Genomic DNA, 14204 nt, shown 5'->3' with positions numbered 1-14204 from the left:
TAATGGCAACCCAAGGGATCAGGTGCTTCACCCGAGCAGACGAGGAGCCAGATGGACGCCGCGGAGTCGACGGCCCCGGATGGCCGAGCGTCCTCGCAGGGCGCGCCGGCGGAGTCCGAGGCCGGCCTCACCGAGCGCGAACTGGACGTCCTCGCGTTCGAGCGCCAGTGGTGGAAGTACGCGGGTGCCAAGGAACAGGCGATCCGCGATCGGTTCGGCGTCTCACCCACGCGCTACTACCAGATCCTGAACGAGCTCATCGACAAGCAGGAAGCCGTGCGCGCGGATCCGATGCTGGTGAAGCGGCTCCGGAAGGTGCGGGCCACTCGGGCACGCACCCGCGCGGCACGCCGGTTGGGGATTGATCTGCCATGAGCATCTTCGACGGGGTGTCGAGGCCTCTCCGGGCCATGGGTTTGGGGTTGCTCGCGGTCGCCGTCGTCGCGGCCGCGGTCGGCGGGGTCACGCTCGTCTCGGGCGGTGACCCCGAGGACACCGCCGCCACCGCACCTTCCGATCCCACGCGCGGCGAGAAGAAGGGCGACGGAGACGAGAAGTCGGAGAAGCCCGAGGCGCCCGGTGACGGTGACACCGACGGTGGTGCGACCGACGACGAGGGCGCGGACTCGGGCGACGGCAGTGGTCCCGGCGATTCCGGCGACTCCGGCGACTCCGGCGACTCCGGCGAAGCCGGCGAAGCCGGTGACGGGGGCGGGCAGGACAAGCCCGTGTCCGACGACACCGTGCCGGTCCGCGTCTACAACAACAGCACCATCAAGGGACTCGCCTCGCGGGCGAGCGAGGATTTGAACGCGCTCGGCTGGGACGTCGTCGAGACCGGCAACTACTCCGCCGGAGTCATCCCCGCCAGCACGATCTACTTCCGCCCGGGCACGGACGAGGAAGCCGTGGCGCACTCGCTCGCCGAGACGTTCGGCATGCGTGTCGAGCCCCGGTTCGACGGCATCGCCGACTCCAGCCCCGGCCTCATCATGATCGTCACGCAGGACTACGCCGGGCCCGACACCTCCAAGTGAGGTCGCGCGCGGGTCAGCGCGAGCGCGCGTAGGCCTCCAGCTCGGCGAGTTGAGCGGGGTCGAGTGACGGCCGCACGGCCTCGCGAGCCGTCGCCAGGTGCCGCGCGGTCACTTCCGTGGCCTCCAGCGACTCCCGCATCGCCGTCAGCGCGGCCTCCCGGATCAACGCGGCGCAGTCGGCGGCCGAGTACCCGTCGAGTCCGGTGGCCAGCTCGTCGAGATCCACGTCCGGCGCCAGCGGTGTGTTGCGCGCGGTCGCCCTCAGGATCGCCGCGCGTGCCTGGACGTCCGGCGGCGGCACGTAGACGAGTCGCTCCAGTCTGCCCGGGCGCAACAGCGCCGGGTCCACCAACTCGGGGCGGTTCGTGGCACCGACCACGACGACGTCCCGCAGCGGTTCCACACCGTCCAGTTCGGTCAGGAGTGCGGCGACGACCCGGTCGGAGGCACCGGAGTCGCTCGACTGGCCGCGTCGCGGCGCGAGCGCGTCTACCTCGTCCAGGAAGATCAGCGAGGGGGCGGCCTCGGCGGCGCGGCGGAACAGCTCCCGCACGGCGCGCTCGGACTCGCCCACCCACTTGTCCATCAGCTCGGCGCCCTTCACCGAGAACACGTTCAACGCGCCCGTGCCCGCGAGCGCCCGCACGAGGAACGTCTTGCCGTTGCCGGGAGGGCCGTAGATCAGCACCCCGCGCGGCGGGGCCACCCCGAGCCGTGCGAACGAGTCCGGATACCGCAGCGGCCACAGCACCGTCTCGGTCAGCGACTGCTTGACCTCGGCCATGTCGCCGACGTCGTCGAGCGTGAGACCGCCCGTGGCGAGGGTGTCGGTGGTGGACATGGAGATCGGCCGGACCGACTCGACGGCGTCCAGCAGATCCTGCTGCCGTACGCGGGGTTCGGGTTCGTCGTCGGTGTGCCGCAGCGCGGCGCGAAGAGCGGCGTCGCGGCGCAGCGCGACCAGGTCGGCGGCCACGAAACCCGGAGTGCGTTCGGCGACGGCACCGAGGTCGATGCCCGGCTCCAACGGGGTCTGCCGCAGCAGCACGCGCAGCAGCTCCGTCCGGGTGCGGGCATCGGGCATGCCGAGGCGCAGTTCGCGATCGAGCAGGTCGACGGCCCGCAGACGCGGATCCACCGACTCGGGATGCGCGGTGGTGGCGACCACGGCGACCTCGGCGTGGGCCAGCGCCTCCCGGAGCCGGTCGAGCACCACGGTGGCGACCGGCGGTGGCTGCGATCCGGGCAACAACGCGTCGATGTCGGAGAGCAGCAGGATGCTCGGCGCGTGGCGCGACGCCGTCGAGACCGCCTCCGCCAGCCGAGCCACCGCCGCGTCCGGCTCCAGCACCGCGAGGGTGGGCATCTCCACGGTGACCACGTGCGCGTTCTCGGCACGGGCGACGGAACGGACCAACGTCGCCTTGCCGACGCCTTCGGGACCCGAGAGCAGGACGCCGAGACGCGGCGATGTGCCGAGCTTGTCGAGCAGGTCGGGACGGTGGAAGGCCAGGTCCAGCCACTCGGCCAGCTTGCCGGCCGCCGACTCCGCACCCGCGAGGTCCGAGATCGGCGGGGGAGCGGTGTCGTCCGTGTCCCTCGTGGCCTGAGCCGTGTCGTCGGTGTCATCCGTGTCATCCAGTTCGTCCACGGTCACCGGTTCGACATCGATCGGCACGTCGATCGGCACCGTGGCCTGCGCGGCGGACGCGAACGGCTCGGATGCCGAGGGCGAGGCGACGGCGGTCGCGTCGCCCTCGCCTCGCCACGCGACGACGGTCGACTGACCCACGGCCACGGGCCCCGCCGGGTCACTGGCCGTGATGGTGAGCAGCTCGGTCGTCCACGTGGCACCGATCGCGCGGGACAACGCGCCGCGCGCGGCGGAGACGTCGGAGCCGGGAGGCGGAGCCAGGTCCTGGGGCAGCAGCGACACGGCGTCGCCCACGGTGAAGACCTTGCCCAGCAACGCCTGCCGCAGCATGTGCGGGGTGAGCGACATCCTCGCCAACCGCGAACCCGCCACGGCCACGCTGCGGGCCGCGCGCACCTCGCAGGGCTCGACAACGACCTCGGCGCCCTCCCGTAGACCGAGGTTCGCCATGGTGACGTCGTCGGCCAGAACCACTCCCGGAGGCGCGCTCGGGGCGCTCGCGGCCAGCGCCGCGCTGACGCGGGCCCCCGTGAGTTTCACGGCGTCCCACGCCCGCAGCCCGAGCGCGTCGAACACCTCCGGGTGCAGGCGCACGACTCCCCGTCGCGAATCCAGAGCGGAGGTCGTGTGGCGGACGGTCAGCGAAAGCCGTGGTGACGTCACGCGACCACTCTAGACACGCCGACGATCACTCTCGCGGCCGCCGGGCGTCAGTCCCGGCCCTGCCGCAGTCCGATCCGGCGCCAGTTGCGGCGGCGCGGACCCCGTTCGTCGCCACGGCTCCGGGGAGATCCGAGCGGCTCCGGCGGGTACACCCGCGGCACGTGCGCCGTCGAGGCCCGGGGCCGCTTCACCGCACGACGAGCCGCACCGGCGACCTTGTGGAACTGCGGCTTGCGCAGCCCGAGCCGGCGCTGCGTGCGGTTCCGGCGGATCGCCCTGCGCTCCTTCGCCGGCACGTCCCAGGCCTCCGGGTGCTTGGCGAGCCACTGGTAACGCCGCGCCGCGTAGGGCACGTGCGCCAGGTAGAGCAGCAGCACGCTCATCAGGACGACCACCGGGTACTGGATCGTGGCCGCCGCGGCGAGCCCCACGACGACCAGCAGCGGCGCCACGGCCCTGGCCGGGACCTTCAACTTCTTCAACGACAGCGTGGGGATCCGGCTGATGCACAGGGCCGAGATGGCCACGGTCCACACCCAGACCAGGACCTCGCTCGACCACCAGCCCTGACCGAACTCGATCGTCGCCATCATCGGCAGCAGAGCCAGGAGCCCACCGGCCGGGGCGGGGACACCCACGAAGAACTCACTCGCGTACGGCGGTTGTTCGTCGTCGTCCAGCAGCGTGTTGAACCGCGCCAGACGCAGCACCATGCACACGGCGAAGATGAGCGCGGCCACCCAACCGAACTTGCCCGGCTCGGGGAGCCACACGTACAACACCAACGCCGGAGCCACACCGAACGAGATGGCGTCCGAAAGGGAGTCGAGCTCCGCCCCCATCTTCGAGGTCGCGTCGAGCAGGCGGGCGATCCGACCGTCCAGGCTGTCCAGCACGGCGGCGAGGCCGATGGCGCCGATCGCGAGACCGTACTGGCCGCTCAGAGCGAACTGGACGGCGGACAAACCCGCGCACAGCGCCAGCACGGTGATCGCGTTCGGCAGGAGCCGGACACCAGGTGTGGTCCGGGACATGTATCAGTCCTTCACAACGTCATAACGCGGCGAGAGGGGTCTCGCCGCCGATCGTGCGCTGGCCCTTGCGGACCAGCACCCGGCTTCCGGGCGGCAGGTAGGTGTCCACCCGCGAGCCGAACCGGATCAACCCGTAGGTCGAGCCGGCCTCGACGTGATCGCCCTCACCGACCTCGCAGACGATACGCCGCGCCACAAGCCCGGCGATCTGCGTCACCACGAGCCGGCGCCCGTCGTCCATCCGCAACAGCATCGAGTTGCGCTCGTTGTCCTCGCTGGCCTTGTCGAGATCGGCGGAGAGGAACTTGCCGGGGCGATAGGCCACTCTTTCGACGGTACCGCGCACGGGTGTTCGCTGGACGTGAACGTCGAAGACGGACAGGAACACGCTGACGCGGGTCAGCGGCTCGTCGGGCAGGCCCAGCTCGGGCGGAGGGGTCGCCTCCTCGATCAACGACACCAGGCCGTCGGCCGCCGAGAGCACGAGGTCGTCGCGCAGCGGCGGGACTCGGCGGGGCTCCCGGAAGAAGGCCGCCGTCGCGAGAGTGCCGAGGCCGGCCAGCAGGCCGAGTCGCGGCGACAGTTTCCGCAGCAGCAGGGTCGCCGCGGCTCCGCCCGCGACGAACGGGCGGCCCGCGGGGTGCATGGGGGGAAGGGTTTCACGGACGAGACGCGCGGCATGGCCGAGCGAGTTGGCGCTCATGACATCGATTTTCCCGTAGTGGACGGGCCGGGTGCCGTCCGCCCCCCGACGTCGTACGCCACCCGGCCGCGGACCGTCGATGGTAGGACGCCGCCGCGACGTCGTCACCAAGTGTGCGCAAAACGTTACGAGGGGTGGCACGGACGAGGTCGGCGCGTGCGTGTCCTGCGTGGACCTCATCGTTTCCGTTCCAGGACGCGCAGCACGGCGAGCAGCACCACGGCACCGAGTACGGCCACGCCGAAGCTCGGGAAATCGAACTCGAACGACTTCCGCTCTCCCGTGGCGAGTCGGTAGAGGAACCCGCCGAGCGTCGCGCCGACCACGCCCACCAGCACGTTCAGCACGCAGCCCCGATGGCGGCGGCGTCCCCTCCCGACGATCAGGTCGGCGGCCAGTCCCGCGAGTGCGCCGAAGATGATCCACGAGAAGAAGCCCATGCCTCGCGAGCCTAGAACAGCCACTCGTCACGGACCGCGAGCGCGTGTGCACGGTGTGATAAGCGAGACGCCCCGCGCCGTGTCCGCGAGCTGGCGACGCATGTTCGCACTTCCCGTACGCCCGGCCGTCCCGGGAATGCGAACACGCGTGCACAGACTGCGGACACGCGTGCGTGGGGCGCGGACACGGGGTCAGAGGAGGAGGACGTCGACGAGCGAGCCCTCCGGCACCTCGGTGGTCTCCTCGTCGAGGACGATGAGGCAGTTCGCCTGGGCGAACGAGGCGAGCAGGTGCGACCCGGGGCCGCCCTTGGGGGCGACCACGCCGTTGCCCGCGCCCTCGGCGCCGGGGGTGTAGTAGCCGCGGCGGTACTGCCGCTTGCCCTTCGGAGGTGTCATCGACTCGGTGAGGCGCGCCCTCACCCGCGGCCGCTCCACGTCCGGGTACCCGAGCGCGGCCCGCAGTGCCGGGCGCACGAAGACCTCGAACGACACCAGCACGCTCACGGGGTTGCCGGGCAGGGTCACGACCGGCACGCCGTGCCACCGCCCGCACCCCTGCGGCCCGCCGGGTTGCATGGCCACCTTGCCGAACGTGACACCGGCGTCGGTGAGCGAGTCCTTCACGACCTCGTACGCCCCCGCGCTGACCCCGCCGGAGGTCACGACGAGGTCGACCTCCGCCAGCTTCGGCTCCACGGCGGCTCGGAAGTGGGCGACGTCGTCGGCGACACTGCGCACGGTCTCGACGTGGCAGCCCAGGTCCCTCAGCCCGGCCACGAGCATCACGCTGTTGGACTCGTAGATCTGCCCGTGCCGCAGGGGCGCGGGCGGGTGCACGAGCTCGGTGCCGGTGGACACCACGAGCACGCGGGGCGGTTCGAAGACCGGCAACCGGTCGACGCCCACGGCGGCGGCGAGTCCGAGGTGCGCGGGCCCCAGCACGGTCCCGGCGCGGAGCACGACGGTGCCCGGCGTGACGTCCTCGCCCGCGCGGCGCACGTGCAGGCCCTCGGAGACGGCACTGGAGATCGCCACCCGCTCCACGCCGCCGTCGGTGCGTTCCACCATGACGACGCTGTCGGCGCCGTCGGGCATCGGCGCGCCGGTCATGATCCGGTGTGCCGTCCCCGGTTCCAGCGCGGGCACGTCGGTGCGCCCAGCCGGGATGTCGGCGGCGACGGGAAGCTCCACCGGGGAGCCCTCGCGGGCGTCCGCGACGTCGACCGCGCGCACGGCGTAACCGTCCATCGCGGAGTTGTCGAACGGCGGCAGGGACACACCCGCGGTGATGTCCTCGGCGAGCACCAGGCCCGTGCAGTCGGCCAGCGCGCGCCTGAGCACCGGCCGCGTGCCGACCACGTCGCGGACCCTCGCCTTGTGTTCTTCGACAGAGATCACCGGACCATCCTCGCCGCCGTGGGGCCTCGTGCCAAACTTCTCCGCGCGCAGGTTGCACGGACAGGGGAGGCCGCAGTGCAGGTACAGATTCGCCACCAGCCGTCGTTCGCCGTCGCGAGGCTGTTGCTCGCGCCGCACGAGCCGGCCCAGGTGGAGGCCGGCGCGATGCTCGCGACCAGCTACGGGATGCACATGCAGGCGAGCACGCAGGGCGGTGTCATGAAGGGCCTCGGGCGGGCCTTTCTGGGTGGCGAGTCGCTGTTCGTGTCGACCTACACGGCTCCGCCCAACGGCGGTTGGGTCGACGTCGCCGCCGGACTGCCGGGCGACGTCCGGGTGATCGAGATGGACGGCCGCCAGGGCTGGTGCGTCACGCGCGGGTCGTGGCTCGCGAACTCGCACGGCATCCAGCTGGAGACGAAGTGGGGCGGGTTCTCGAACCTGTTCGGCGGCGAGGGCGGCTTCCTCACGCACGCGCAGGGGCAGGGCCAGCTGGTGGTGTCCTGCTACGGCGCCATCGACGTCGTCAACCTGCAGCCGGGCGAGTACGTGACGATCGACTCCGGACACGTGGTGGCCTACGCCGACACGGTGCAGTCGCAGCTGCGCAAGGTCTCGCAGGGCGTCATCCAGTCGCTGAAGAGCGGCGAGGGTTTCGTGTTCGACTTCGCGGGGCCGGGTCAGGTCCTCACGCAGACCCGCAACCCGGACGCGCTCGCGGCCTGGTTGATCGCCCGGATGCCCTCCCGGTAGGCCCGATGCGCGTCAACACTCGGCACACACCCGCCTTCGGGGTGGCGCGTGTGGTGCTCTCCGCAGGGGAGGCCGTGGAGGCCCACCCCGACACCGTGCTGGCCCACAGTTTCGGGGTGGTGCGGTCGCGCAAGGGCAAGGGGCGCGGCCCGGCGATCTTCACGGCGCCCGCCCAGGGTGGGTGGATGGACCTCGCCCCGCGGCACCCGGGCGACGTGTACCCGCTGGAGCTGAGCGGTCAGCTGGGCTGGTCGGTGGCCGCGAACGCGGTGCTGTCCAGACCGGCCACCGTCCGGCACGACCACCCGTGGCCCGCGCACCAGACCCTTTTCGGCGGCGACTCCGGTTTCCTCAAGCACTACAGCGGGACGGGGCCGCTCGTGTTCGCGTCCCGTGGCCCGGTGGACGCCCTGACGCTGAAGGCGGGCGAGGTGGTGACCGTCAACCCGTTGTTCGTGCTGGCCTATCCCGACACCGTGCAGGTGAGGTTGCGGGCGCTCGATCCGGCGGAACCACAGTCGATCAAGACCGGCGAGGGGCTGGCACTCGACGTCGCCGGGCCGGGCACGGTGTTGGTGCAGACCAGACCGAGCGGGTGAGTCGCTCGTCCGACAGGGGTCGTCGAGCAGCCGCCACGGCCACGTAACGACGCCGTGCACAGCGAGTATTTACCGCGAATTGCCCATTGCTCCAGCGCATTCTTCGGGTAGCGTGATCGTCGCTTGGAGCGCGGCAGGCACCGACTGTCCGCGTTTGATTTGGCACGAGGAGGACGCCGTGGCTGTCGGCACGGTCAAGTGGTTCAACGCGGAAAAGGGCTACGGGTTCATCGAGTCCCCGGAGGGACCCGATGTGTTCGTACACTACTCCGCCATCCAGGCGGAGGGTTTCCGGACCCTCGACGAGGGCGACCGGGTGGAGTTCGAGATCACGGCCGGGCGGGACGGCCGCAGCCAGGCCGCGGACGTCCGTAAGGTCTCGTAGCCTGCCGTTCGGCTCCGGAGCGAGTGGTTCCGCCGACGCGGCCACGGGCGCCGGGGCCGAGGTGCAGACGTTAGGCTGCGCTCTGTGGCAGGCGAGGAGTCGGCTGACCTGACGGGTCGGCGGCTGGGCAACTACCGCATCGACGGTGTGCTCGGCCGAGGTGGCATGAGCGTGATGTACCGGGCCACCGATGTGCGTCTGGGACGCAAGGTGGCGCTCAAGGTGATCGGCGAGCACCTCGGTGCGGACGCCGAGTTCCGCGAGAGATTCGTCGACGAGGCGCGCAACACCTCGGCGATCGATCACGCCAACATCGTGCCGCTGTACGACTTCGGCGAGCTCGACGGGATGCTCTACATCGCGATGCGGCTCGTCGACGGGTCCGACCTGGCGAGTCTCATCTCGGGCAGCCCGATGGAGCCCGAGCGTGCGTTGGGTCTGCTCGACCAGGTCGCCGACGCTCTCGACACACTGCACGAGCGCGGCCTCGTCCACCTGGACGTGAAGCCCGCGAACGTCCTCGTCACCAGTCGGGAGTCGGCGCGCGAACACGTCTACATCGCCGACTTCGGGCTCACCCGGCGGGGTACGACCGGGCATCGGACGCGCAGCGGCGACTTCCTGGGGTCGCCGACCTACGCCGCGCCCGAGCACCTGCGTGGCGAACCGTTGGACGGCCGCACCGACCAGTACGCACTGGCCTGTATGTTGTTCGCCTGCTTGACGGGACAGCCCCCGTTCAAGGGCGACGTGCAGACGGTGATCAAGGGGCATCTGGGCGGCGACGTGCCGTCGGTGTCGCAGGCGGTGCCCGCGCTGCCCGCCGCCGTCGACGAGGTCGTGCGCAAGGGCATGGCCAAGGCGCCGGACGCGCGGTACGCGAACTGTGTCGACTTGGTGTCGGCGGCGCGCAAGGCGCTGAAGAACGGCGGGGAAACCGGTAGGCCACGACAGGGACACGGTCGAGTGGGAGAGGGGACACCGGTGCAGCCGTTCGGTGCTCAGCAAGGGGGCGGTCCCGCCGCGCCGCAGGGACAACAGGGCGGCGGACAGTTCGCTCCGCCACCGCGACAACCCCCGCAGCAGCAGGGGCAACCATCGATGGCGGGCTATCCCCAGCAGCAGCACCCACAGCAGCCGCAGCAGCAGCCCCACCCCGGCCAGCAGCCCTTCGGAGCGCCCATGCAGGGCCAGCACCAGCACCCGATGGCCTCGCCGTACGGCACGCCACCGCACGGCTCGCCCATGCCGCCGGGAGCGGGCGGGTATCCGCAGCCGCCGCAGCAGTACGGCCCGCCTCCCGCGAAGAAGAGCTCGACGCCGTGGTGGGTGTGGGCACTGGCCGCGGTGGTGCTAATCGGTGCGGGTGTGCTCACCGTCGTGCTGTTGACCGGCGGTGACGACGACGAAGGAAACGAGGGCAATCCCGCCCCGTCCACTCAGAACTCGCCGATCCCGTCGATCCCGATCGGGCCGGGAGGCGACGGTGGTGACCCGGACGACACCACGGGCGGCAACCAGCTTCCGCCGACGTCCATCCCGATCGTGCCGGGCGGCTGACGCCCGCAGGCTCAGCCGTAGAAGTCGCCGATGCGGCGCCCGCCGACGTCGTGCACGGGGATGTCGAGGTCGAACACCGCGTGGAGCACCTCGGGAGTCATGACGTCGGCGACGCCACCGTGTGCGACCAACGCGCCGTCCCGCATGGCGACGACCCGGTCGGAGTAGCGCGCGGCGAAGTTGATGTCGTGCACCACGAGCACCACGGTCTTGCCGTAGTCGTCGGCCATCCTGCGGAGCCGGCGCATGATCTGCACCGAGTGCCGCATGTCCAGGTTGTTCAACGGCTCGTCGAGCAGCACGTAGTCGGTGCTCTGGCACAGCACCATCGCGACGTGGGCGCGTTGCCGCTGCCCGCCGGACAGGGTGTCGAGCGGGCGGTCGGCGAACGCGGTGAGCTCGAAGTAGTCCACCGCGTCGTCGATGACCTCGTGGTCGGTGCTGGTCAGCCGTCCTGCCGAGTGGGGGAACCGTCCGAACGAGACGAGTTCGCGCACGGTGAGGCGCACGGCGGTGTGGTTCTCCTGGCGCAGCACGGCGAGGCGCTTGGCGAGCTCCTCCGTGCGCGTGGTGGAGACGTCCAGACCGTCCACGGTGATCGAGCCCGCGTCCGGCTTCAGCAGGCGGCTCATCAGGGACAGCAGGGTGGACTTGCCCGCACCGTTGGCGCCGATCACCGACGTGATGCCGCCGGAGGGGATGGTCAGCGACACGTCGTCGACGACGGTCGTCTCGCCGTACCGTTTGGTGACTCCGTTGATCTCGATCATCGTCGTGTGGACTCCCGGACGAGCAGGGCGATGAAGTAGAGGCCGCCACCGAAGTTGACGACCACGCTGAGGGCGGTGTCCGTGCCGAGAATCTGTTCCAGCACGAGCTGGCCCAGCGTCAGCGTCGCCACCGCGAGCAGCGAGGCGGCGGGGACGACGACGGCGTGGCGGAACGTGCGGGTCAGTTGCCGGGCGAGGTTCGCCACGAGGACGCCGAGGAAGGTGACGGGCCCGACGAGCGCGGTGGACACCGACACGAGCACCGCGACGATCACCAGGCTGCGGTTGACCACCGACCGGTGGTTCACTCCCAGCCCGATCGCGGTGTCCCGGCCGAGCGCCACGACGTCGAGCTTGCGGAACAGCCGCGTGCCGAGGCCGCAGAGCAGCACGAGCAGGATCGCCGAGAACCAGAGCAGGCTCTCGTCGACGGAGTTGAAGCTCGCGAAGAGACTGTCCTGCAACGCCACGAAGTCGTTCGGGTTGATCAGCCTCGACGCGAGCGACGACAGGCTGGCGAACAGCGTGCCGAAGATGACGCCCACGAGCACGAGCAGGTAGAGGTCGCGGCTGTTGCGGTCGAACAACCAGCGGTGCAAAGCGAAGGCGAACGCGACCATCACCCCGGCCTGGAGGAGGAAGAGCGCCTTCGGGTCGGCGCTGCTGAGTGCGATCGCTCCCGCGAAGTACACGATCAGCGTCTGGACCAGCACGAACAGCGAGTCGAACCCCATGATCTGCGGGGTCAGGATGCGGTTGTTGGTGACGGTCTGGAACAGCACGCTGGAGTAGCCGATGGCCACGCCGACCACCGCCATGGCGGTGATCCTGCGCAGCCGGATGCCCAACGCGTACTCGATGTTGCCGGTGAGCCCGACGACGCAGAACGCCACGGCACCGGCCAGGGTCACGGCCGCCAGGAGCGCGAGGACGCGACGTGGGCGTCGGACGTCGGCGGTGCGGGCGGCGGTCATGCGGCCCTCCGGCGGGCCCGCAGGACCAGGTAGACGAACAGGGCGCCCCCGACGACACCCGCGATCGTCTCGACGGGGATCTCGTACGGGTGGCGGACCGTGCGACCGACGACGTCGCAGCACAGCACGAAGAACGCTCCGGCGAGAGCGGTGACAGGCAGGACCCGGCGCAGGTTGTCACCGAGCATCAGGGTGACGAGGTTGGGCACGACGAGTCCCAGGAACGGGATGTTGCCGACCGAGACGACGACCACGGCGGTGATGACCGAGATCAGCACCAGACCGGTGGTGACCACGCGGTCGTAGTGGACGCCGAGGTTGACGGCGAAGTCGCGACCGAGCCCGGCGAGCGTGAAGCGGTCGGCGAACAGGTAGGTGAGCACCGCCGCGGCAGCGGTGAGCCACAACAGCTCGTAGCGTCCTTTCAGGACACCCGAGAACTCGCCGCTGGTCCACGCCGCGAGCGTCTGCAGCAGGTCGGCGCGGTAGGCGAAGAACGTGGTGAGCGCCGAGATGACACCGCCGAACATGATGCCCACGAGCGGCACCACGATGATGTCGGCGAACGTCAACTTCCGCAGCAGCGCGAGGAAGATCCCGGTGCCGAGCAGGGCGAACACCGTCGCCACCGCCATCTTCACGCCCACGGCCTCCGCGCCGAAGAACACGGTGGCGACGAGGACGCCCAGGGAGGCCGACTCCGCGGTGCCCGCCGTCGACGGCGTCACGAAGCGGTTGCGGGTTAGGCTCATCATCACCAGGCCCGCGACACTCAGTGCCGAGCCGGCCAGCAGGATCGCCAGCAGCCGAGGCAGCCGCGACTCCCACAACACCGTGAGCTGCCGCTCGTCGCCCGAGAGCAGGCCCGCCGGGGTCAACTCCGTGACGCCGACGAAGAGCGAGCCGAAGGACGCCGCCGCCAGCAGTACCAGCGCGAGGGCGACGTGACGGCGGCGGACCGGGCCGCGTCGCCGGGTCCGCCGCGTCGACGGTGTCGAGGCCGTCGAGGGTGTCGTCTCTGTGCTCGACGAGGTCACGCCACGCTGTCCCCGACGACCTTCACCATGGACTCCAGCGAGGCCAGGCCGTTGGCGGTCAGGTACCACTGCGTGGGGTCGAGATAGACGATCCCGCCCTCCTTGGCGGCGGTGGTGCCGTTCACGAGAGCGTTGTCGAGCACCTGCTTGGCCGACTGGCCCGCCTCGCCGATCGCGGAGTCGCGGTCGATCACGAACAGCAGGTCGGGGTCGGCGTCGGCGATGAACTCCGCCGAGATGGCGTCGCCGTGGGTGTCGGCCGAGAGTCCGTCGACGGCGGGCTGCACACCGAGGTTGTCGTAGACGATGCCGAAGCGGGAGCCGGGGCCGTACGCGCTCATCTTGCCGCCGGTGGTGAGCACGACGAGTCCGGTCTTGTCGGCGGCGCCGGACGAGGCGACCTCCTCGGCCTTCGTTTCGAGCGCGGCCAGCCGGTCCTTCACGACGTCCTCCTTGCCGAACAGCGAGCCCAGCGTCTCGATGCGCTCGGTCGCGCCGGCGAGGAAGTCCGTCGTGTCGACGGTGAGGTCGACGGTGGGGGCGATCTCGGACAGCTCGCCGTAGGCCGGAGCGGAACGGCCCGCCACCAGGATGAGGTCGGGTTCGAGAGCGTTGACCTCCTCGAAGTCCGGCTCCTTCAGGCTGCCGACCTTGGTGTAGTCGTCGGAGTCGTACTCGGAGAGGTGCTCGGGCAGGTTCGCGACCTCGGGAACGCCGACGACGCCCTCGACTCCGAGTTCGTCGAGAGTCTCCAGCACACCGAGGTCGAAGACGACGATGCGCTCTGGCGTACCGTCGAGGGAGGTCGACCCCTGGGCGTGCTCGACGGTGATCGCTCCCTCGCCGCTGCCGGCCTGGTCGGCGTCGACCCCGCCGCAGGCGGTGAGCAGCCCGACCAACCCGGCGAGGAGGGCGACGAACGCCCCTCTGCGGTGACTCCCACGCATGCTTGCTCCCACGAAGATCAAATATTCAAGGTAGGTGAGGCTAACTTAAGTCGCATCGGGGAGGATTGGGAGTGATGTGGGTCGCAAAGTGAGCGATGCCCCACGGCGCTGGTTTCCGAGTCGCGAGGTGCTATCGCGGCTTCGTCGAGGTAGTCCCCGGGTGTCGCTCCACGGTCGCGGAGTGGTCGCGTGGCGAGATCGGGCGGTACGGGGCCCTGTTGCTTGCACTCTCCCCTTGAGAGTGCTA

15 protein-coding genes are annotated in these 14204 nt (G+C 70.5%); 6 read left to right on the top strand and 9 right to left on the bottom strand.

Annotation, left to right across the window (positions count from 1 at the left end; all coding sequences use genetic code 11):
* Positions 1-51 precede the first annotated feature (51 nt).
* Positions 52-375: a DUF3263 domain-containing protein gene (locus tag SACAZDRAFT_RS10730; protein ID WP_005441496.1), complete on the top strand. Its 324-nt coding sequence runs from the start codon at positions 52-54 to the stop codon at positions 373-375.
* Positions 372-1037: a LytR C-terminal domain-containing protein gene (locus SACAZDRAFT_RS10725; protein WP_005441495.1), complete on the top strand. Its 666-nt coding sequence runs from the start codon at positions 372-374 to the stop codon at positions 1035-1037. Before SACAZDRAFT_RS10730 ends, SACAZDRAFT_RS10725 begins: the two co-directional genes overlap by 4 nt.
* Positions 1038-1050: 13 nt before the next feature.
* Here the strand turns inward: SACAZDRAFT_RS10725 and SACAZDRAFT_RS10720 are convergent, their stop codons facing one another.
* The 5 genes from SACAZDRAFT_RS10720 to moeA form a co-directional block, all read right to left on the bottom strand.
* The gene (locus tag SACAZDRAFT_RS10720) at positions 1051-3354 is read right to left on the bottom strand and encodes an AAA family ATPase (RefSeq protein ID WP_005441493.1); all 2304 of its coding nucleotides are present in this window, start codon (positions 3352-3354) and stop codon (positions 1051-1053) included.
* 47 nt (positions 3355-3401) lie between these two features.
* A complete protein-coding gene (gene pssA / locus SACAZDRAFT_RS10715) occupies positions 3402-4388 on the bottom strand; it encodes a CDP-diacylglycerol--serine O-phosphatidyltransferase (RefSeq protein ID WP_005441491.1) in 987 nt (328 codons plus the stop codon).
* A 19-nt stretch (positions 4389-4407) separates the two neighbouring features.
* A complete protein-coding gene (locus SACAZDRAFT_RS10710) occupies positions 4408-5091 on the bottom strand; it encodes a phosphatidylserine decarboxylase (RefSeq protein ID WP_005441489.1) in 684 nt (227 codons plus the stop codon).
* A 176-nt stretch (positions 5092-5267) separates the two neighbouring features.
* A complete protein-coding gene (locus SACAZDRAFT_RS10705) occupies positions 5268-5531 on the bottom strand; it encodes a GlsB/YeaQ/YmgE family stress response membrane protein (RefSeq protein WP_005441487.1) in 264 nt (87 codons plus the stop codon).
* A 192-nt stretch (positions 5532-5723) separates the two neighbouring features.
* The gene (gene moeA / locus SACAZDRAFT_RS10700) at positions 5724-6932 is read right to left on the bottom strand and encodes a molybdopterin molybdotransferase MoeA (protein ID WP_005441486.1); all 1209 of its coding nucleotides are present in this window, start codon (positions 6930-6932) and stop codon (positions 5724-5726) included.
* Positions 6933-7007: 75 nt separating this feature from the next.
* Between moeA and SACAZDRAFT_RS10695 the strand changes: the two genes are divergently transcribed.
* The 4 genes from SACAZDRAFT_RS10695 (at position 7008) to SACAZDRAFT_RS10680 (ending at position 10229) form a co-directional block, all read left to right on the top strand.
* Positions 7008-7685 carry a TIGR00266 family protein gene (locus SACAZDRAFT_RS10695; protein WP_005441484.1) on the top strand — a complete coding sequence of 226 codons (678 nt, stop codon included), beginning with the start codon at positions 7008-7010 and terminating at the stop codon, positions 7683-7685.
* A gap of 5 nt (positions 7686-7690) precedes the next feature.
* Positions 7691-8284 carry an AIM24 family protein gene (locus tag SACAZDRAFT_RS10690; RefSeq protein WP_005441482.1) on the top strand — a complete coding sequence of 198 codons (594 nt, stop codon included), beginning with the start codon at positions 7691-7693 and terminating at the stop codon, positions 8282-8284.
* A gap of 178 nt (positions 8285-8462) precedes the next feature.
* Complete coding sequence (locus SACAZDRAFT_RS10685; protein WP_005441480.1) at positions 8463-8669, top strand: cold-shock protein; 207 nt, start codon at positions 8463-8465, stop codon at positions 8667-8669.
* A gap of 84 nt (positions 8670-8753) precedes the next feature.
* Positions 8754-10229 carry a serine/threonine-protein kinase gene (locus tag SACAZDRAFT_RS10680; protein ID WP_005441478.1) on the top strand — a complete coding sequence of 492 codons (1476 nt, stop codon included), beginning with the start codon at positions 8754-8756 and terminating at the stop codon, positions 10227-10229.
* An 11-nt stretch (positions 10230-10240) separates the two neighbouring features.
* Here the strand turns inward: SACAZDRAFT_RS10680 and SACAZDRAFT_RS10675 are convergent, their stop codons facing one another.
* From SACAZDRAFT_RS10675 to SACAZDRAFT_RS10660, 4 genes are read right to left on the bottom strand one after another with little or no spacing between them, the layout of a single operon-like run.
* Entirely contained in the window at positions 10241-10999 is a 759-nt protein-coding gene (locus SACAZDRAFT_RS10675) for an iron ABC transporter ATP-binding protein (RefSeq protein WP_005441476.1), read from the bottom strand.
* Positions 10996-11973 (bottom strand): iron chelate uptake ABC transporter family permease subunit, encoded by a 978-nt coding sequence (locus SACAZDRAFT_RS10670; protein WP_005441474.1) that lies wholly within the window; start codon positions 11971-11973, stop codon positions 10996-10998. Before SACAZDRAFT_RS10670 ends, SACAZDRAFT_RS10675 begins: the two co-directional genes overlap by 4 nt.
* Positions 11970-13010 (bottom strand): ABC transporter permease, encoded by a 1041-nt coding sequence (locus tag SACAZDRAFT_RS10665; protein ID WP_005441473.1) that lies wholly within the window; start codon positions 13008-13010, stop codon positions 11970-11972. Before SACAZDRAFT_RS10665 ends, SACAZDRAFT_RS10670 begins: the two co-directional genes overlap by 4 nt.
* The gene (locus SACAZDRAFT_RS10660) at positions 13007-13957 is read right to left on the bottom strand and encodes a siderophore ABC transporter substrate-binding protein (RefSeq protein WP_005441471.1); all 951 of its coding nucleotides are present in this window, start codon (positions 13955-13957) and stop codon (positions 13007-13009) included. The genes SACAZDRAFT_RS10665 and SACAZDRAFT_RS10660 overlap by 4 nt, the downstream gene beginning before the upstream one ends.
* Between the last annotated feature and the right edge of the window lie 247 nt (positions 13958-14204).

The organism is Saccharomonospora azurea NA-128, from assembly GCF_000231055.2.
Classification (GTDB): domain Bacteria; phylum Actinomycetota; class Actinomycetes; order Mycobacteriales; family Pseudonocardiaceae; genus Saccharomonospora; species Saccharomonospora azurea.
Note: the sequence above shows the minus strand (reverse complement) of the source record. Positions and strands in the feature narration are given on the sequence as shown.